14 protein-coding genes are annotated in these 18,296 nt (G+C 70.1%); 10 read left to right on the top strand and 4 right to left on the bottom strand.

Features of this window, described 5'->3' with window-relative positions; translation table 11 throughout:
• The first annotated feature begins 197 nt into the window (after positions 1-197).
• The 3 genes from ACFYRX_RS26860 to ACFYRX_RS26850 all read left to right on the top strand — a co-directional run bounded on the left by ACFYRX_RS26860 (position 198) and on the right by ACFYRX_RS26850 (position 2,093).
• Entirely contained in the window at positions 198-1,235 is a 1,038-nt protein-coding gene (locus ACFYRX_RS26860; protein ID WP_389104577.1) for an alpha/beta fold hydrolase, read from the top strand.
• A gap of 65 nt (positions 1,236-1,300) precedes the next feature.
• Positions 1,301-1,489 (top strand): hypothetical protein, encoded by a 189-nt coding sequence (locus ACFYRX_RS26855; protein WP_389104575.1) that lies wholly within the window; start codon positions 1,301-1,303, stop codon positions 1,487-1,489.
• A 52-nt stretch (positions 1,490-1,541) separates the two neighbouring features.
• A complete protein-coding gene (locus tag ACFYRX_RS26850) occupies positions 1,542-2,093 on the top strand; it encodes a CGNR zinc finger domain-containing protein (RefSeq protein ID WP_389104573.1) in 552 nt (183 codons plus the stop codon).
• 65 nt (positions 2,094-2,158) lie between these two features.
• Here ACFYRX_RS26850 and ACFYRX_RS26845 read toward each other — a convergent pair whose 3' ends face one another.
• The gene (locus ACFYRX_RS26845; protein ID WP_389104571.1) at positions 2,159-4,258 is read right to left on the bottom strand and encodes an alpha-galactosidase; all 2,100 of its coding nucleotides are present in this window, start codon (positions 4,256-4,258) and stop codon (positions 2,159-2,161) included.
• Between the two features lie 169 nt (positions 4,259-4,427).
• On the opposite strand from ACFYRX_RS26845, the gene ACFYRX_RS26840 reads away from it, so the two are divergent.
• The 5 genes from ACFYRX_RS26840 to ACFYRX_RS26820 all read left to right on the top strand — a co-directional run bounded on the left by ACFYRX_RS26840 (position 4,428) and on the right by ACFYRX_RS26820 (position 11,440).
• Positions 4,428-5,498 (top strand): LacI family DNA-binding transcriptional regulator, encoded by a 1,071-nt coding sequence (locus ACFYRX_RS26840; RefSeq protein ID WP_389104569.1) that lies wholly within the window; start codon positions 4,428-4,430, stop codon positions 5,496-5,498.
• A gap of 112 nt (positions 5,499-5,610) precedes the next feature.
• On the top strand, positions 5,611-6,921 hold the full coding sequence (locus ACFYRX_RS26835) for an ABC transporter substrate-binding protein (RefSeq protein ID WP_389104566.1): 1,311 nt from the start codon (positions 5,611-5,613) through the stop codon (positions 6,919-6,921).
• A gap of 78 nt (positions 6,922-6,999) precedes the next feature.
• Positions 7,000-7,956, top strand: a complete 957-nt coding sequence (locus ACFYRX_RS26830; protein WP_389104563.1) for a carbohydrate ABC transporter permease — start codon at positions 7,000-7,002, stop codon at positions 7,954-7,956.
• Complete coding sequence (locus ACFYRX_RS26825) at positions 7,953-8,807, top strand: carbohydrate ABC transporter permease (protein WP_389104560.1); 855 nt, start codon at positions 7,953-7,955, stop codon at positions 8,805-8,807. The genes ACFYRX_RS26830 and ACFYRX_RS26825 overlap by 4 nt, the downstream gene beginning before the upstream one ends.
• Positions 8,808-8,863: 56 nt before the next feature.
• Positions 8,864-11,440 (top strand): CBM35 domain-containing protein, encoded by a 2,577-nt coding sequence (locus ACFYRX_RS26820; RefSeq protein WP_389104557.1) that lies wholly within the window; start codon positions 8,864-8,866, stop codon positions 11,438-11,440.
• 36 nt (positions 11,441-11,476) lie between these two features.
• Here ACFYRX_RS26820 and ACFYRX_RS26815 read toward each other — a convergent pair whose 3' ends face one another.
• The gene (locus tag ACFYRX_RS26815) at positions 11,477-12,601 is read right to left on the bottom strand and encodes an aromatic ring-hydroxylating dioxygenase subunit alpha (protein WP_389104554.1); all 1,125 of its coding nucleotides are present in this window, start codon (positions 12,599-12,601) and stop codon (positions 11,477-11,479) included.
• A 176-nt stretch (positions 12,602-12,777) separates the two neighbouring features.
• Here ACFYRX_RS26815 and purU point away from each other — a divergent pair, with 176 nt between their 5' ends.
• Complete coding sequence (gene purU / locus ACFYRX_RS26810; protein ID WP_389104551.1) at positions 12,778-13,650, top strand: formyltetrahydrofolate deformylase; 873 nt, start codon at positions 12,778-12,780, stop codon at positions 13,648-13,650.
• 32 nt (positions 13,651-13,682) lie between these two features.
• Positions 13,683-14,474, top strand: coding sequence for an IclR family transcriptional regulator (locus ACFYRX_RS26805; RefSeq protein ID WP_389104548.1), 792 nt, complete (start codon positions 13,683-13,685; stop codon positions 14,472-14,474).
• A gap of 51 nt (positions 14,475-14,525) precedes the next feature.
• Here ACFYRX_RS26805 and ACFYRX_RS26800 read toward each other — a convergent pair whose 3' ends face one another.
• Both ACFYRX_RS26800 and ACFYRX_RS26795 read right to left on the bottom strand, forming a co-directional pair.
• On the bottom strand, positions 14,526-15,128 hold the full coding sequence (locus ACFYRX_RS26800) for a sarcosine oxidase subunit gamma (RefSeq protein ID WP_389104545.1): 603 nt from the start codon (positions 15,126-15,128) through the stop codon (positions 14,526-14,528).
• Positions 15,121-18,294 (bottom strand): sarcosine oxidase subunit delta family protein, encoded by a 3,174-nt coding sequence (locus tag ACFYRX_RS26795; RefSeq protein ID WP_389104542.1) that lies wholly within the window; start codon positions 18,292-18,294, stop codon positions 15,121-15,123. The genes ACFYRX_RS26800 and ACFYRX_RS26795 overlap by 8 nt, the downstream gene beginning before the upstream one ends.
• Between the last annotated feature and the right edge of the window lie 2 nt (positions 18,295-18,296).

Genomic DNA, 18,296 nt, shown 5'->3' with positions numbered 1-18,296 from the left:
GGGCCCGGCGAGACACCATCCCGTTTCCGCCGCTACTGCGCGGTTCGCACCATCGCGCCTCATCACCAATCAATGCGGTGACTTATGCATCCCTGCACACCTCAGGGACAGCTTGAGCCTGCAGTCGTCACTACCTTGACCGGTGACGCATGCGCATGCGACAGTCAGCTCACACCAAGCCACGCGGAGGGGTTCACATGATCGACAGGCGCACCTTCAGCAAGACCCTGGGCACCGGCGCGGCAGCCGTCTCCCTGGCCGGTCTGCCGGGCCTGCCGACCGCCTCGGCCGCCACGACGAGTGGGAACACCACAGGCCTCGGTGCGCGCACTTCCTTCCCACGGCTGAAGCAGGTCGGAGCGGGCGTGCTCGACGTCGGCTACGCCGAGTCGGGCCCCGCCCACGGCCCCGTGGTGATCTGCCTGCACGGCTGGCCGTACGACATCCACAGCTTCGTCGACGTCGCCCCGCTGCTCGCGGCGCAGGGCTACCGCGTGATCGTTCCGTATCTGCGCGGGCACGGCACGACGCGGTTCCTGTCCGACCGCACGGTCCGCAACGCCCAGCAGTCGGCGGTCGCCCTCGACATCGTCGCCCTGATGGACGCCCTCAGGATCGAGAAGGCCGTCCTGGCGGGATTCGACTGGGGCTCGCGGACCGCCGACATCATCGCCGCTCTGTGGCCCGAGCGCTGCAAGGCCCTCGTGTCGGTGAGCGGATACCTCGTCACCAACCTCGCGGCCAACCTCGACCCGCTGCCGGCGCAGGCCGAGCACACCTGGTGGTACCAGTACTACTTCGCCACGGAGCGGGGCCGCAAAGCGATGGAGGACAGCGCCCACCGCCGCGAACTGACCAGGCTCGTCTGGGAGACCGTCTCCCCCACCTGGGATTTCGACGACGCCACCTTCGACCGCGCGGCGACGGCTTTCGAGAACCCCGACTACGCGGACATCGTCATCCACAACTACCGCTGGCGGCTGGGCCTCGCCGACGGCGAGCGGCGCTACGACGGCATCGAGAAGCGTCTCGCCGCCCGGCCGGTCATCACGGTGCCCACCATCACCCTCGACCCGGAACGCGACCCCTTCACCGCTCCGGGCAACGGCTCCTCGTACCGGGACCGGTTCACCGGCGCATACGACCACCGCACCCTGGCGGGCATCGGGCACAACGTGCCCCAGGAGGCGCCCACGGCCTTCGCCCAGGCCGTCGTCGACGTGGACCACTTCTGACCGACGGCTCCGACGTCACCGACCGGACCCGTAACACCCACGGACCCTCACCACGGAGGTCGACCATGGAAAACCCCACGGACAGCACAGCCGCCGCCCGCCACGCCCGGTTCGGCGCCCTACCGGAACGCATCAGGTACGAGGACATGGTCGTGGAGAAGTCCGTGACCGCGAGCGCTCCGACGAGAAACGCCCACGCCCCGGAGAGCCAGTGGACGACCTTTTCCTGCCTGGCCCTGGACCTGGGCCTCTGAGCTGCGGCACCGAGCCTTGCCGGTCCGGTCCGTCACCTGTCAGGATGGTGATGTGAACCTCGACCATGTCTTCGTGTGCGGCAACCCGGCCCTCGACTTCGCCGCGACGCTCAGGGCGCGACGCTCGGCGCGCTTCGAGATGTTCGCGACGCCGGACAGGCTGGACGCATGGTATCGGGAGTCCGGAATCGTCGACGCGGTCTCCCCGAGCGACGAGGCCGACGTGGAGCGGGCGACGACCGTGCGGGAAGCCGTCTACCGACTGGTCACCGCCCGCCGTCTCGGCGAGGAGTACGACACAGGGGCGTTGGCCGTGCTCAACGGCGCGGCCCGCAGACCGCCCGCGGTCCCGCAGCTCACCCCGGCCGGGCGATGGACGCAGGCCAACCCCGAGGAGGCCCTGTCCACGGTGGCCCGGCTCGCGGTGGAACTCCTGAGCGGCCCCGACGTCCCCCTGCTCAAGGAGTGCGGCAACCCGGAGTGCACCCGTGTCTACATCGACCGCTCCCGGGGCATGCGCCGGCAGTGGTGCGGCATGGAATCGTGCGGCAACAAGATCAAGGCGGCGGCGTACCGGGCCCGGAAGAAGACCGTCGGGTCGTGAGCGGTACTGAAGGGGACGGCCCGCCGGAGCCGGGTCCGCCCCCTTCGGTGTTCACAACGCCGCGCTCAGGCGCTCAGCCTGAGGAGTACGGCCGTGTCGGTGCGCGGAAGACGGATCGTGAGCTTCGCCTCGACCGGGTCCCACTCCGTCGTGGCGTCGGCCGTCGTGGGCTGGAGCACCTCCGGGCGCAGCGGGACACCGCGCAGGTGAGGCAGCGTGAGCGTCCGGCTCTCCGGGACGTCGGCGCGCTCCCGGCGCCACACCGCGAGGAAAGTGGACGCGCTCCCCTTGAGTCCGTGGGCGATCCAGGCGTCCTCCCAGTCCGGCAGGCCCAACGGCCAGAAGGGGTGGGCGTCGGCTATCTCCGGCCGGATGTCCTTGTAGACGCCGATCGCCGAGCGCACGAGTTCGAACTGGTCGGCGTCCATGCGGTCGAGGAAGCCGGAGAGGTGGACCCGGCCCAGGAGCGCCGTCGTGAGGGTGAAGGCGATCCGGTCGGGGGTGTGGTCGGGCTGGGGGTAGGCCCACACGGCCGCCTGTTCGGGGGTCGCGGCGGTGGCGGCCGCGGCGGCGATGGGCGGATAGCGCAGCGGGTCCTGCTGGTCGCTGGTGGACTGGATCTGGGCCACGGCGAGTTGGGCGTAGTCCATGCGCAGGCCGCCGGAGCCGCAGTTCTCCAGGACCAGGCCGGGGTGGCGGTCCAGGAGGCCGTTCATCCAGTCGAGGTGGGCGCGGTGGTGGCCGAGCAGTCCGGCGCCGGGGCTCTCCGGGCCGTTCTCCGTGCCGGGGCCGATGTTGATGTTGTAGTCGAGCTTGAGGTACCCGACGCCCCACTCTCCGACCAGCCGGTCCACCACCGCGTCGAGGTGGGCCCGGGCTGCGGGGTGGCGCAGGTCGAGGTGGTGCCGGCCGTGTTCCGTGACGCGCAGCCCGCCGCGCCGGAAGAACGCCTCCGGCGGCAGGGTGTGGGCCAACGGGCTGCGCACGCCCACGACTTCGGGCTCCAGCCACAGTCCCGGGACCATGCCGTGGCGCCGTATCGCGTCCAGCACTTCCTGGATGCCGCCGGGGAAGCGGCCCTGGGCGGGCTCCCACGCGCCGACCGCGTCCCACCAGCCCTGGGCGTCGTCGTCGTACCATCCGGCGTCGATGACAAAGACCTCGGAACCGGCCTTGCCCGCCGCCTCGATGAGCGGCAGGAGCCGCTCGGTGGTCGGGTCGCCCATGAGGGTGTTCATGTAGTCGTTGTAGATCACCGGGAGAGCACGCAGGTCGGGGTGTTCGCGGCGGATCAGCCTGCGGTAGTCGGTGAGTTCGGCGAAGGCCGCGTCGAGGCCGCCGCTCCGGCCGCGGACCAGGACCGCGGGAACCGTGTGGAAGTCCTCGCCGGGAGCGAGGGTGTGCCGCCACTGGTGGTGGGCGTCGTCGGGGCCGAACAGGGCTGTGTAGGCGACGCCTTCGCGTTCGCCGCTCTCGAAGCGCCACCCCGCGCTGGACTCGATCTGCCACAGCCAGGTGCGGCCGGAGTGGTCGGTGAGCGCGCCGATCGGCAGGTGGCGGCCGGTGGACCAGCTCCCCTGCGAGTAGCGCTCGAAGCAGCCGCGCCCCTCGTGACCGTGCGCGAACCGGCTCAGCGGGACGACCTGGTCGCGGAACGGCGCCTGGTGCCATCGGCATTCGGCGAGCCAGTCGTTGTCCGCCCAGTGCAGGGTCAGTCCGTCGAGACCGCCGTCCGCGTCGGTGATGCCGCCGAGGGTCAGGGTGCTCACGCTCTCCAGCCGCAGCGGCGCTCCGCCCTCGTTGACCAGACGTACCCGCGAGCGCAGGAAACCGGCACCGGAAGCGGTCTCCAGGGTGACCTCGGCGACCAGACCGGTCTCCGGATCCGCCAGCCGGATCGTCGTACGCTCCCGGTTTCCCTCGCGGACGCTCTCGTGGTCGCGGTAGGTGAGGCGGTCACCGATCGCGGTCTCGATGAAGCGCTCCCCGGACCACAGGCGTCCGTGACCGGTGGCGGTGATCTCCACGACGGGTACCAGGCCCGCCCAGTCCTGGTCGGACGCCCCCAGCCGGACCGAGCCCGTGGCGTCCAGGACGGCGTGCAGCCCGAGTTCCGGGTGCGACCAGAGACGGGATCTCTCGAGTGTTCCGACGACTGCGGTCAACGCAATTTCCCCTTCCGGGATGGTTCGGTACTGCGACGGTCTCGTGAGCGCTGAGCTGGGAATTCCCGCTCGGCGGGCGAGGGTTGGCCTCGTCGGCGGCTGTGTTTGAAAGGTAAATCCCCGGTTACGGTCTCTTGACGCCCGCGATGTGACCGCTCACAATCCTCGCATGGTTGTGACCGGTCACACAAGCTTCGGCGGCCAGACCGCCCCCTCCCCGGGGCAGCACAGACCCGCCAGCATCCGCGATGTCGCCCAGGCGGCAGGCGTCTCCTACCAGACCGTTTCGAGGGTCATCAACGGCCGTCCGAACGTGAAGGAGGAGACCCGCGGACGCGTCGAAGCGGCTGTCCGTGCCCTGGGGTTCAGGCGCAACGCCACCGCGTTCGCCCTGGCCAGCGGGGTGACCCGAGCGGTCACGGTCCTTACCTCGAACACCGTCCTCCACGGCTACGCGGCCACCCTGCAGGGTCTGGAGGAGGCGTCCCGCTCCGCCGGTTACGCGCTCGGTGTGCGGGTGGTGACCCCCGAGGACGACCTGGACCGTACGGTCGCCTCGGCCGCCGACACCGGTGGCGGCCTGATCGTCATCGGCTACGACCGGCTCGGTGCCGCCGTGCTGGACCGTGTACCGGCGCACGTGCCGTGCGCGGCGCTGGTGGAGGCGCCGCCGCCCGGCCGGACCCCCGGCCGACCGGCGGTGTGGGCCGACGACCGGGAGGCGGCCCGTGCCACCACCGAACACCTCCTCGCGCTCGGCCACCCGACCGTGCACCATGTGGCGATCCCCGCCTCGACCGGAACCCGGCGCTCGGCCGCACCCCGCGCCGAGGGCTGGCGCCAGGCCCTCAAGGCGGCAGGCGTGACCCCTCCCCCGCCGTGCGGCAGGGGCTGGGACGCGCAGGCCGGATACGAGGCCGGGAAGAAGCTCGCCGAGAACCCGGACGTCACCGCGATCCTGTGCGGCAACGACGACCTGGCGCTGGGTGTCCTGCGGGCCCTGCACCACGCGGGCCGACGGGTTCCCGAGGACGTCAGCGTCATCGGCTTCGACGACGCCCCGCACTCCGCCTTCCTCACGCCGTCCCTCACCACGGTCCGCATGGACTTCCACGGTCTGGGCCGCGCCGCCTTCGGGCTGCTGCGGGCCCAGCTCGACACCGACCGGCAGGAACCCGCGCCCGCGCCGGCCGCACCCACCCTCGTCCACCGCGAGAGCGCCGGGCCACGCGGTTCCTGAACCGGACCGGCACCAGGCCCCCTGATCCCCACAGCACGTACCGCCCCACAGCACGTACCGCCCCACAGAAGTACCGCACCACCCAACCCTCCGTACGACCAAGGATCCCGCCATGAGAAGAGCCGTCTCCATCCTTGCCACCGCCTGTGTCATCGGGCTGACCGCCACCGCGTGCAGCGACAGCACCGCGGGCGGCACCGGCGCCGCGCCCACCGGGTCGGTGGACGCCACCGCCTCCCTCAAGGGTGTGAAGCTCACGATGTGGGTCGCCCAGAACAGCGTCTCCGAGCCCAAGCAGGCCATCGACGCGTTCGAGAAGGCCACCGGCGCCAAGATCACCACCGAGGTCATCCCCGACCCGTACGAGTCGAACGTGCCGACCAAGCTCGCCTCGGGTACCAAGCCGGACCTGATGTTCTGGCAGCCCACGGGCAGCACCCTGCCGTTCATCCAGCCGGCCCAGAACCTCCTCCAGCTCGACAACGAGGACTGGGTCTCCAAGCTCGGCAAGACGGAGCAGGGCCTCGGCCAGGTCGACGGTCACCGCTACGCCGCGATCGTCACGAGCCCCGCGGTGCTCGGCGTCTACTACAACAAGGCGGTCTTCAAGAAGGCCGGCATCACCACGATGCCGACCAGCTACGACGACATGCTGGCCGACGCCAAGACGATCAAGTCGAAGACGGGTGTGGCCCCGTTCTTCGAGGTCGGCGGCGACAAGTGGCCGCTGCAGTGGCAGGTGCAGCTCCAGATGACGGACCTGCCGCAGAGCTTCTGGGACAACCTCAACAAGAACAAGGACTCCTGGACGAACAAGACCATCGTCGACGCGATCACCAAGTACAAGACGAAGGTCCTCGACGGCGGGCTCGCCCAGAAGAACTACAAGACCGCGACCTTCGTGGACCAGGGCAAGGCCATCATGGACGGCAGTGCCGCGATGGCCGTGAACGTCACCGCGCTCCAGTCCGAGATCCAGGCGACCTCCAGCACCGCGGACATCGACGCGAAGCTGGGCTGGTTCCCCCTCTCCAACAGCGCCGCCAAGGCCGAGTACTCGCCCGACCAGACCAACGGCGTGGTCGCCTTCAACACCGGTGACGACAAGCGCCAGAACGCCGCCCGGCAGTTCCTGTCCTTCTGGCTCGGCAAGGACTACCCGGCCTACATCGCGGCCAACAAGCTCGTCTCCGTCCAGCCGTCCGTGCCCAACCCGGCCGGGCTGCCGCAGACCGCGATCGCGCAGTCCGAGGCGCTGGCCACCGCGGCCGGTGTCTTCCAGGTCAAGGCACTGACCGCACCCGACATGCACCTCGCCCTCGCCGACATGATCTACGGCAAGAAGACCCCCAAGCAGGTCGCCCAGGCGGCCCAGGACCAGTTCACGCAGGTCCTCAAGGCCCGCGGCGTCTCCGGCTTCTGACCGGTACGCCCCTCGCCAGTCCCCTCCCCGGGCCGCCCGTCGGTGGCGGGCCCGGGGTCCCGTACCGGAGGTTGAATCGTGGCGGACACTGCCACCCTCGGCGTCAAGGACGCCACGCGCACGCAGGAAGCGGACCGGGCCACGCGTCCCGGCCGGCGCGGGCGGTCCCGTCGCAGGGCCAACCAGCCCTGGTGGTTCGCGGTGCCCGCGCTCGCCGTGTTCGGTGTGTTCTTCCTGCTGCCGAACCTGCTGAACTTCGTCTACCCGTTCACCAACTGGTCGGCGTTCCACCCCCAGATCGGCTTCGTGGGCTTCTCGAACTTCTCCACGATCCTGCACGACGGGTCGATGGTCCGGGACATCCGCATCACCCTGGAGTACGCGGTCCTGGTGGCCGTCTTCCAGAACGGCTTCGGTCTCGGGCTCGCCCTGCTCCTCGAACGCGACACCCGCTTCAACCGCTTCTTCCGCGCGGTGTTCTTCCTGCCGGTGCTGATCTCCGCCCTGGCGGTGGGCTACATCTTCCGGGCCCTGCTCGCCCAGGACGGTGCGCTGAACAGCGTGCTGTCGTCCCTGGCCGGGCACCCCGTCGACACGCCCTGGCTCGGCTCGACCACGTGGACGCTGGTCGTCGTCACCCTGATCCACGGCTGGAAGTGGATGGGGCTGGCCATGCTGATCTACCTGGCGGGTCTGAAGAGCATGCCGGGTGACGTGCTGGAGGCGGCCCGGATCGACGGGGCGGGCGGCTGGCGCACCTTCTGGTCGATCAGGTTCCCGCTGCTCGCCCCGGCGGTGACGTTCAACGTGACCACCGCGCTGATCGGCTCCATGAACACCTTCGACATCGTCCAGGCCACCACCGCGGGCGGCCCGGGCAGTGAGACCGAGGTGTTCAACATCTACATGTTCCGCATCTTCGGCCAGGGGCTCTACGCGCAGGCCTCCGCGATGAGCCTGGTGCTCTTCCTCATCGTCGTCGTCCTCGCCGTGCCCGTCATCGTCGGCCTGCGCCGCAGGGAGAACAACCAGTGACCACCATCGGCGCGTTGGCGCCCGTCCACCGGCGCCCCTGGCGCTGGCTGCAGCCCGTCTCCGTGCTGCTGATCGCCGTCGTCACCATCGGCATCCCGCTGTGGCTGGTCGCGGTCACCTCGGTCAAGCCGCAGGCCGAGGCCATCAAGCCCAACCTGTCGCTGCCCCACCACGTCCAGGCCGCCGCGAACTACAAGCAGACCTTCGACGAGGGCAAGGTCGTCCAGGGCTTCGTGAACAGCCTGCTGGTGGTGGCCCCCTCCGTCGTGCTCGTCCTGCTTCTCGGGGCCGGCGCCGCCTGGGTGTTCGCCCGCCGCAAGGGGCGGCTGGTCAACGCCCTGTACGCGCTGAGCATCAGCGGCCTGCTGCTGCCTCCCGCGGTGATCACCATCGTGATGGAGCTGCGCCAGCTCGGGCTGGCCGGCACCAGGCCCGGCATGATCGGCGTCTACGCCGGGATGTACCTGTCCACGTCGATCTTCTTCATGACCGGGTTCATCCGCGCCCTGCCCGAGGAGCTGGAGGAGGCCGCGCGCATGGACGGCGCAGGTCCGCTGCGGGTCTTCTGGCAGATCATCCTGCCGCTGCTCAGGCCGGTCATCGCCACCGCGACGATCATGGTGATGCTGTTCGCCTGGAGCGACATCTTCTACGCCTTCTTCGTCCTCGGCAGCGGGGACCAGGCCACCCTGCCGCTCAACCTCTACCAGGTCGCCAGCGCCCAGTTGTACCTCAACAACTGGCATCTGATCTTCGCCTACGTCGTGATGATGAGCCTTCCCATGGTGCTCGTCTTCGTCATCGCGCAGCGCCGCATCGTCTCCGGCATCACCAGCGGCGCCGTCAAGTAGCCCCACCCCGTAGCCGCACGAGCCTCCCGCAATGGCGCGGGAGGAGGAGGTCAGCCATGCCTCGCTCTTCCACCCCGTCCCTCCACCGCCGCAAGGCCGGACGTCGCGCCGGTCTCACCGGTGCCGCCGCGATCGCCGCACTGGTCGCCGGCTTCCTCATACCGCGTGCCGCCGAGGCCGCCAACCCGCAGTTCACGGTCGACCTCGGCACCACCACCGGCGCGGTCGCGCACGGCGCGAACGGTGCCCTGTACGGGCTCAGCGACGACGGTGTGCCCGGCGACAGCGTGGTCGCGCCGCTGCACATGACGAGCATCGCCACCAAGGCGCCCGACGGTGCCCAGCATCCCAACGGCGACGCGCTGGTCGTGCAGTCCCAGTACGCCCGCACGGGCGGCGGCGACAACCTGATCTACATGCAGGACGTCTACGCCAACTGGCCTTACGAGAACACCGGGTTGAGCGACTACCTGGCCAAGGTCGACACCATGGTCCGCAAGGTGGCGGCCCGTTCGGACGCGAGCACGTTCGTGTGGGTGCCGTTCAACGAGCCGGACGGCAACTGGTACAGCGGACTGGGCAGTTCGAACGCCACCACCTACGCGAGCGCGCTGAGCAGCTTCGAGAGCGACTGGGCGACCGTCTACAGGAAGATCCGGTCGATCATCCCGAACGCCCGGATCGCCGGCCCCAACGAGACGCACTACGACACCCGTCTCATGGCCGACTTCTACCCGTGGGCGAAGACCAACAACGTCGTGCCCGACGTCACCACCTGGCACGAGCTGGCGCCCAGTTCCCTGTCGAGTTTCGACTCCACCCTCGCCACCTACCGGGCCCTGGAGGTCAGCGCGGGCATCAGCAAGCGGCCCGTCAACATCGACGAGTACGCAGACCAGCGCGACCTGTCGGTCCCCGGGCAGATGATCCAGTGGATGTCCCTGTTCGAGCGGAACAAGGTCGACGCCGACCTGGCGTACTGGGACATCGCCGGGAACCTGGACGACAACGTCGCCCAGACCAACATCCCGAACGGCAACTGGTGGCTGATGCGCTGGTACGCGGGCCTCAGCGGACAGACCAGCAAGGTGACCCCGCCGCAGCCCAATGTGGTCGACACGCTCCAGGGCATCGCCTCACTGGACACCGGCCGCAAGCAGGCCCAGGTGCTGCTTGGCGGCGGGACCGCCGGCGCGGCCGACACCGTCATCCAGCACATACCGTCCGCCTTCGGCAGCACCGTCAACGTCACCGTCGAGCGCACCAGGTGGAGCGGCTACGAGGGCGGGGCACCCGCACCGAGCGTGCTGGCCCGCAGCACCTACACGGTCGCCGCCGACGGCAGCATCACCGTCCCGCTGACCAACCTCGACGCGATGGCGGCCTACCGCATCACCGTCAACCCGGCCGGCACCGGCACGCCCACCGCGGCCTCCGTGCCCTGGTCGGCGTCGTACGAGGCCGAGAACGCGGCCATCACGGGCGGCACGGCCTACACCCAGGGCACGGTCTCCAACTACTTCGGCCACGCCACCTCGGGCACCAAGGACGTCGGTGACCTGAACCAGTCGACCAGCAAGGTCGCTTTCACGGTCAACGTCCCGACCACGGGCACGTACAACCTCAACGTCTTCTACGGCAACCAGTCCGGCGCCCCGGCGACGCAGACCCTCACCGTCGACGGCGGCGCGGCGCAGACGATCACCTACGGTCCGACGCTGTCCTGGGTCTACCGCGCCACCGCAGGCGCCTCGGTCTCCCTGACGGCGGGCACGCACACGCTGACTTTGGCCAAGGGCACGAACGAGGTCACCCTCGACAAGATCGATCTCACCGCCGCCTCCAGCGCGGAGACCCTCTATCCGGCCGCCTACACCGACGTCACCGGCACGCCCACGTACAGCTACTCCGCGTCCGGCATCACCGGGGCGGGCTCGCTGGCGCTGGACTCCGCGGACTCGGCGATCTTCGACGTGTACGCCCCGACCGACGGCTACTACACGGTCCACACCGACTACTTCTCCAACGGCACCGGCACGCTCGCCCTGGACGGCGCCACCGCGGTGACGCTGGCCTCCACCAGCGGGGCGCTCACCGACAGGACCTCACGGCTATACCTGTCGGCGGGCAACAACCGCATCACCGCCGCCACTTCGGGCTCCACCACACTGACCCTGCGCGACCTGCGCGTCGCCGCGAGCGCCGACACCACGGGCGTGACCGCCTACGAGGCCGAGGCCGCCACCCTCGCCGGAACCGCCGTCGTCACCTCGGACACCTGGGCGTCCGGCGGCAAGTACGTGGGCTACATCGGCAACGGCTCGGGCAACACGCTCACCTTCAAGGTCAGCGCGGCGAGCGCCGGGCGTTACGTCATGAACGTCCGCTACGCCAACAACCAGGTCTCTGGGTCCGGCAACTACAACACCAACGTCGTCTCCCGCGCGGCCCAGATCAGCGTCAACGGAACCGCCCGGACGGTCATGTTCCGCAACAACTACAGCTGGAACAACTACTGGGACCTCCCCGTCCCGGTGACCCTGACCGCGGGCACCAACACCGTCACCCTGGCCAACTCCACGGCCTACGCGCCCAACGTCGACCGGATCACGGTCGCACCGGTTTCTGGGTAACTCCCTGACAGGGGCCCGGTGTTCAACACCGGGCCTCTATCCCATGCCCAGCCGGGTGTGGACCCAGTGGTGGAACTCCCCGATGTGGTGCTCGCTGGGGACCAGGACGCCGCCCTTGGCATACAGGCGTGAGCTCATCCCGGGCTGGGTGCGCTCGCACGCGTCGAAGTCCTGCCGGTTGACCCGGTCGAACAGCTCCACCGACCGGCTGACATCCTTCCCGCTCTCCACGACCTGCGGAAGGTACAGCCAGTCGCACTCCACAACCGTGCGGTCCGCCGCGACCGGAAACATCCGGTGGAAGATCACATGGTCGGGCACCAGGTTCACGAACACCTGCGGCCGCACCGTGATCGCGTAATAGCGGCGGTCCTGGTCGTCGGAGACCCCGGGAATCCGGTCCAGGCCCTCCGAGCCGTCGACCGTGAACCCCTGGACGTCCTCACCGAACTCGGCACCATGCCCCACGTAGTACTGCGCCGCGTACCCGTCCGCGAACTCCGGCAGCACCTCGGTCAGTTCGGGATGGATCGTCGCGCAGTGGTAGCACTCCATGAAGTTCTCGACGATCAGCTTCCAGTTCGCCTTCACGTCATAGACGATCCGCCGACCGACCTGAAGGCTCGCGATGTCGTACCGGTCGACGGACTCCACGTCGCCCAGCCGGGCCACCACGTCCGCGACCACCGAGTCCTCGAAGGAGGGCGGGTTCTCCGCGAGGCACACCCACACATAGCCCAGCCATTCACGCACGGCCACGGCCGCCAGCCCGTACTCGGTACGGCCCACGTCCGGCATCTTCGTCAGGTTCGGAGCGGCGACCAGCTTGCCCGTCAGGTCGTACGTCCACGCGTGATACGGACACTGGAAAGCCCGCTTCACCTCACCGGACTCCTCCGTGCACAACTTCGCCCCGCGATGCCGGCACACATTGAAGTACGCCCGGACCGAGTTGTCCCGCGCACGCGCGATCAGAATGCTCTCCCGCCCCACCTCCACCGTCCTGAAGGAACCGGGCTTGGGCAGATCCGAAGCCCGCACAGCACAGAACCACATCGCCTCGAAGATGCGCTCCTGCTCCAGGGCGAACACCCCGGCATCCGTATAGGAAGCGCCGGGAAGAGTCGGGATCAGGCTCTCGGGGAGGGCTGCCGAGGTCATAGAACACTCCTGTGGTTGCCTTATGCGCAACATGTATCGACCAGCGCAACACACAGTGCAGCGCGCGCTTGGCAGTGTCAAGAGTGGGCGGGCTCTTGACCGCGGGCCGTCACAGCCGGGACCATGTTGCGTATCAGTCATACTGTTGCGTAATGCGCAGCCTTCGGGAGGACTCAGTGTCTCTTCGACCGCAACCCGACCGCGAGTTCGTCCTCACCCTCTCCTGCCCCGACCGTTCCGGCCTCGTCCACGCCGTCACCGGCTTCCTCGTCCGGCACTCGGGGAACATCCGGGAGAGCCAACAGTTCGACGACCGGCTCCAGGACCGCTTCTTCATGCGCGTCCACTTCGACGTCTCGGACCCGGCCATGTCCCTGGAGGCCCTGCGGTCCGGCTTCGCCCCGGTCGCGGAGGCGTACCGGATCACCTGGCAGCTGTGCGACGCGTCGACGCCGACCCGCACACTGATCATGGTGTCGAAGTTCGGCCACTGCCTGAACGACCTCCTCTTCCGGCAGCGCACCGGCGCGCTCGGCATCGAGGTGGCGGGGATCGTCTCCAACCACCGGGACTTCGCCCCGCTCGCCGAGACCTACGGCATCCCCTTCCACCATGTGCCGGTGACCCCGGAGACGAAGCCGGACGCGGAGGCGCGGCTGCTCGAACTCGTCGACGAGCTGGACGTCGACCTCGTGGTCCTCGCCCGGTACATGCAGATCCTGTCGAACGACCTGTGCAAGCAGCTCGAAGGCCGGGCGATCAACATCCACCACTCGTTCCTGCCGAGCTTCAAGGGCGCTCGGCCCTACGTGCAGGCGCACGAGCGCGGCGTCAAGCTGGTCGGGGCCACGGCTCACTACGTCACCCCGGACCTCGACGAGGGGCCCATCATCGAGCAGGACGTCATGCGCGTGAGCCACGCCCAGAGCCCCGAGACCCTGGTGACCCTGGGGCGGGACGTCGAGGCGCAGGTCCTCGCCCGGGCCGTGGAGTGGCACAGCCAGAACCGGGTCATGATCAACGGCCGTCGGACGGTCGTCTTCCGCTGACCGGTATGGCCCCCTTCGCATAAGGTTCCGCCATGAGCAACAACGGCACCGAGTCCGCGGGTACCTCCGGTGGCGGTGTGCAGTCCGTCGACCGGGCTGTCACCGTGCTGGAGATCCTCGCGCAGCGCGGCGAGGCGGGCGTCAGCGAGGTGGCCGCGGCCATCGACGTCCACAAGTCCACGGCGTTCCGCCTGCTCGGCGCGCTGGAAGCGCACGGCATGGTCGAGCAGGAGGGCGAGCGGGGGAAGTACCGTCTCGGCTTCGGCATCGTGCGGCTGGCCGGAGCGGTCACGGGGCGCATCGACGTCACCAAGCACGGCCGCGGGATCTGCGAGCGCCTCGCCGACGCCCTGGGCGAGACGATGAACATCGCGGTGCTGGAGTCCCAGCACGTGATCAACCTCGACCAGGTACGCGGCCGGTCCGCCATCACGGCACAGAACTGGGTCGGCCGGCTGACGCCGATGCACTGCACGTCGAGCGGCAAGGTCCTGCTCGCCCATCTGACGGAGAAGCGCCGGGACGAACTCGTCGCCCTGGCAGGGCTCGACCGGATGACGGCGCGCACGGTGACCTCCCGGCAGGAGCTGGAGGCGGAGCTGGTCCAGGTCCGCGAGCAGGGCTACGCCATGACGGTGGAGGAGTACGAGGAGGGCCTCAACGCCATGGCCGCGCCGGTGCGTTCACAGAGCGGCGAGGTCGTCGCCGCCCTGACCGCCTCGGGGCCCGCCTTCCGTCTCACCGAGGAGCGGATGCACGAGCTGGCTCCGGTGCTGGTCGAGGGCGCCGACGAACTCAGCAGGCGACTCGGCCACCTGGGCTGACGCCCGGGGCTTTCAGGACGTCCTGAACTTTCAGGACGTCCACTCCACCTTTCAGGACGTCCACTCCACGGCCGCGTCCAGCAGCCAGTCCGTGAGGTAGCCGGCGAAGGACGAGCGGACCAGTACCCAGAAGCCGGCGCCCGGTTCGTCCCGGGCGACCAGCACGACCTGGGTCCGCCCGAGGGTGGTCTGGGCGCAGCGTCCGGCGCCGAAGGCACGCGGGTGCAGATCGAGCGAGCAGCCGTGGGCCAGCAGGTCGCGGGCGCGGGGTCCCGCGACGAGGAGCGTGGTGCGCTGCGCCGACACGTCGACGACCGACACGGGCTCGTCGCCGGAGGCCTCGCGGATACGGCCCTCCACGTCGCGCCGGTCCGGCGGCCCCACCACGAGCCACTCGTCGGGACCTAGCCACAGGGCGGTGAGCTCCCCGGCGCGTACGACGGTGTCGGGCTCGACGGGCAGCTGGAGCCCCAGAGCGAGCCCGACGGCGTCGGCCGCCGCGCCCTTGGGGTCCAGGCGCACGTCGATCTGCGTCAGGAAGGGGAGTTCCGCCAGCCGGACCGCTCCGCCGGAGGCACGGGTGGCGGCGGCGAGGCGGCCGGCGGTGTGCGCCAGGGGGCTGCGGAGCGGGGCGGTAAGGGCGGTGTCAGCCATCGCGGCGGGCTCCCTCGGGGTCGTAGAGGACGGGGCTTGCGACGGTCACCGGGACCAGCCGGTCGCCGACGGGGGCGTACAGTCGCTCGCCGATGCGCTCCCGGCCGCCCTTGATCAGGGCCAGCGCGAAGGTGCGGCCGAGGGCGGCGCTGCGGTAGCTGGAGGTGACGTGTCCGAGCATCGGGACGGGCGGCGCGGGCAGCACGCTGTCGGCGACCAGCTGTGTGCCCTCGGGGAGGAAGGCGCCCGGGTCCTCGGGGAGCAGGCCGACCAGGTGCTTGCGGTCGGGGCGGACGGCGTCGGCGCGGGCGTAGGAGCGTTTGCCGATGAAGTCGGGCTTCTTCTTGGACACCGCCCAGCTCATGCCGAGGTCGTGCGGGGTGACGGTGCCGTCGGTGTCCTGGCCGATGATCGGGTAGCCCTTCTCGGCGCGCAGGACGTGCATGGTCTCGGTGCCGTACGGGGTGATGCCGTACGGGGCGCCCGCCTCGGCCAGCGCCTCCCAGAGGGCGAGGGCCTGCCACGGTGACACGTTGATCTCGTAGGCGAGTTCGCCGGAGAAGCTGATCCGGCAGACCCTGGCGTCGATGCCCGCGACGGTCGTGTCCCGCCAGGCCATGAACGGGAAGTCGTCGTTGGACACGGCCAGTCGGGGCGCGAGCGAGCCGAGGAGCGCCCGGGACTGCGGGCCGACCAGTGCCACGGTCGCCCACTGCTCGGTGACCGACGTGCAGTGGACCTTGAGGTCCGGCCACTCCGTCTGCAGCCACTCCTCCATCCAGTCCAGGACGGCCGCGGCGTTGCCCGTGGTCGTCGTGAGCAGGAAGCGGTCCTGAGCGAGGCGGATGACGGTGCCGTCGTCGAAGATCATGCCGTCCAGGCGGCTCATCACGCCGTAGCGGATCATGCCGACCTTCAGGGTGGACATCATGTTCGTGTAGAGCCGGTCGAGGAGGACGGCGGCGTCCGGGCCCTGGACGTCGATCTTGCCGAGGGTGGAGGCGTCCATGAAGGCGACGCCGTCGCGGGCGGCGGCGCACTCGCGCAGGACGGCCGCCTCCATGTCCTCGCCGGGCCGCGGGTAGTACCAGGGGCGCTTCCACTGGCCGACGTTCTCGAAGCGGGCGCCGTGCGCGACATGCCATTCGTGCAGGGCGGTTGTACGGATCGGGTCGTGCAGTGCGCCCCGGTCACGGCCGGCGAGGGTCGCGAAGGACACCGGGGTGTAGGGGGGCCGGAAGGTGGTCGTGCCGAGCGCCGAGACGTCCACGCCGAGGAGTTCGGCGACGACCCCGCTGGCCAGGACTCCGGAGGTCTTGCCCTGGTCGTTGGCCGTACCGGCGGTGGTGTAGCGCTTGGTGTGCTCCACGGACCGCATTCCGGCGCCGGTGGCGCGGGTCAGGTCGTCGACGGTGACGTCGCGTTGGAGGTCGACGAAACGGGGGGCACCGTCGCGGCCGGGGAGGGTGAAGACCTGCATCGGCGGCGTGGGGCGCGGTGACGCGGGGGGCTGCGGGAGTCGGGGTGCCACGGCGGTGTAGCCCTCGGCCTCGATCGCGCGGGTTCCGGCGGCGGCGCCCTGCGCGAGGACGGCGGCCTGGTCGAACTCTCCGTTGGCGCTGCCCGCGACCTCGACGGCCTGACGGCAGGCGCCGGGGACGAAGGTGCCGAGTGTGTCGTCGTACCGCAGCTTGCCGCCCGCCTGGCTGAACAGGTGCGCGACCGGGTTCCAGCCGCCGGAGACCAGGAGCAGGTCGGCGGTGAACTCCCGCTCCCTCACGGTCTCTCCGTACGGGGCGACGCTCACGGCGGTCAGGCGGGCCTCGCCCTGCGTACCGGTGACGGCGTGCCCGGCGAGCACCTCGATGCCGGTTGCCCGGGCCCGATCGGCCCACTCCCCCGGCTCCGGGCGGGTGTCGACGACGGCCGCGATGTGGACGCCCGCCGCGGCGAGGTCCAGCGCGGCCGGGTAGGCGCTGTCGTTGGTGGTGAGCACGACCGCGTGCCGGCCGGGCACGACTCCGTGGCGGTGGAGGTAGGTGCGGGCCGAGGCCGCCAGCATCACGCCGGGGCGGTCGTTGTCCGCGAAGGCCAGCGAGCGCTCGTGGGCGCCGGTGGCGAGGACGACACGTCGGGCCCGGATGCGGTGGACGCGTTCGCGGGAGACGTCGGCCGGGGCCGCGGCGCCGAGGTGGTTGGTGCGGCGCTCGACGGCGAGGAGGTGGTTGTCGTCGTAGTAGCCGAAGACGGTGGTGCGGCGCAGGACCCGGACGTCGGGGGTGGCGTCGAGACGCGTTCCCAACTCGTCGGCCCAGTCGAGGAGTTCGCCGGTACCGCGCAGGCTGCCGCCGAGTTCGGGCCGGTCGTCGGCGAGGATCACGCGGGCGCCGCTGCCCGCCGCCGCGGCCGCCGCCGCGAGACCTGCCGGGCCGGCACCGACGATCAGCAGGTCGCAGTGGTGGTGCACGGCGTCGTAGCGGGCGGGGTCGGGCTCGGTGGCGAGACGGCCCTGGCCGGGGAGGCTGCTCGCCACCAGGCCGTCGTACAGCTCGACGGTCGTGGCCGGGAGCATCGGCTCGGGGAAGGGTTCCTCGATCTGGACGACGGCGTTGGGCTCTTCGACGCCTGCCGAGAAGATGCCTCGGGGGCGGCCGAGTTTGATGCTGGTGCCGGTCTGGATGATGCCGTTGGCGAGGAGGGCGGAGGCGAGGGTGTCTCCTTGTACGCCCTGGTATTCGGTGCCGTCGAAGGTGAAGGTGATTTTGCGGATGTCGCGCCGTTCCGGGGGCTTCGCCCCCGCACCCCCGATCGGCCCTGAAGGGGCCTCGTCCTCAAACGCCGGACGGGCTGGATACGCCGGCCTGGGCTGAGAAGTGACCGGAAGCGCCTCCGTCGTCTCCGGACGGCCCTCCCCCGCCCTGTACACAGTCAGGATCTCGTTGGTCGACGTGTCACGGACCGCGTTGAACCAGCGTCGGCAGCCCGCCGCGTGGCTCCAGCGTTCGGCGAACGGGCCCCTCGGGTTGGCGCGGAAGAAGAGGTATTGGGCCCATTCCTCGTCGCTCAGGTCCGCGGGGCTCTCCGGGTAGGGCACATGGGCCTGGCCGCCGTAGCGGAACTCGGACTCGTCACGGGGCCCGCACCAGGGGCAGGGGATCAGCAGCATGT

The organism is Streptomyces sp. NPDC005374, from assembly GCF_042872225.1.
Lineage (GTDB): Bacteria > Actinomycetota > Actinomycetes > Streptomycetales > Streptomycetaceae > Streptomyces.
Note: the sequence above shows the minus strand (reverse complement) of the source record. Positions and strands in the feature narration are given on the sequence as shown.

Bases quoted from the DNA above. Each gene is read 5' to 3' on its own strand.
- ACFYRX_RS26860 (WP_389104577.1), top strand. From the start codon at position 198: ATGATCGACAGGCGCACCTTCAGCAAGACCCTGGGCACCGGCGCGGCA.
- ACFYRX_RS26855 (WP_389104575.1), top strand. From the start codon at position 1,301: ATGGAAAACCCCACGGACAGCACAGCCGCCGCCCGCCACGCCCGGTTC.
- ACFYRX_RS26840 (WP_389104569.1), top strand. From the start codon at position 4,428: ATGGTTGTGACCGGTCACACAAGCTTCGGCGGCCAGACCGCCCCCTCC.
- ACFYRX_RS26835 (WP_389104566.1), top strand. From the start codon at position 5,611: ATGAGAAGAGCCGTCTCCATCCTTGCCACCGCCTGTGTCATCGGGCTG.
- ACFYRX_RS26820 (WP_389104557.1), top strand. From the start codon at position 8,864: ATGCCTCGCTCTTCCACCCCGTCCCTCCACCGCCGCAAGGCCGGACGT.
- ACFYRX_RS26815 (WP_389104554.1), bottom strand. From the start codon at position 12,601: ATGACCTCGGCAGCCCTCCCCGAGAGCCTGATCCCGACTCTTCCCGGC.
- ACFYRX_RS26805 (WP_389104548.1), top strand. From the start codon at position 13,683: ATGAGCAACAACGGCACCGAGTCCGCGGGTACCTCCGGTGGCGGTGTG.
- ACFYRX_RS26800 (WP_389104545.1), bottom strand. From the start codon at position 15,128: ATGGCTGACACCGCCCTTACCGCCCCGCTCCGCAGCCCCCTGGCGCAC.
- ACFYRX_RS26795 (WP_389104542.1), bottom strand. From the start codon at position 18,294: ATGCTGCTGATCCCCTGCCCCTGGTGCGGGCCCCGTGACGAGTCCGAG.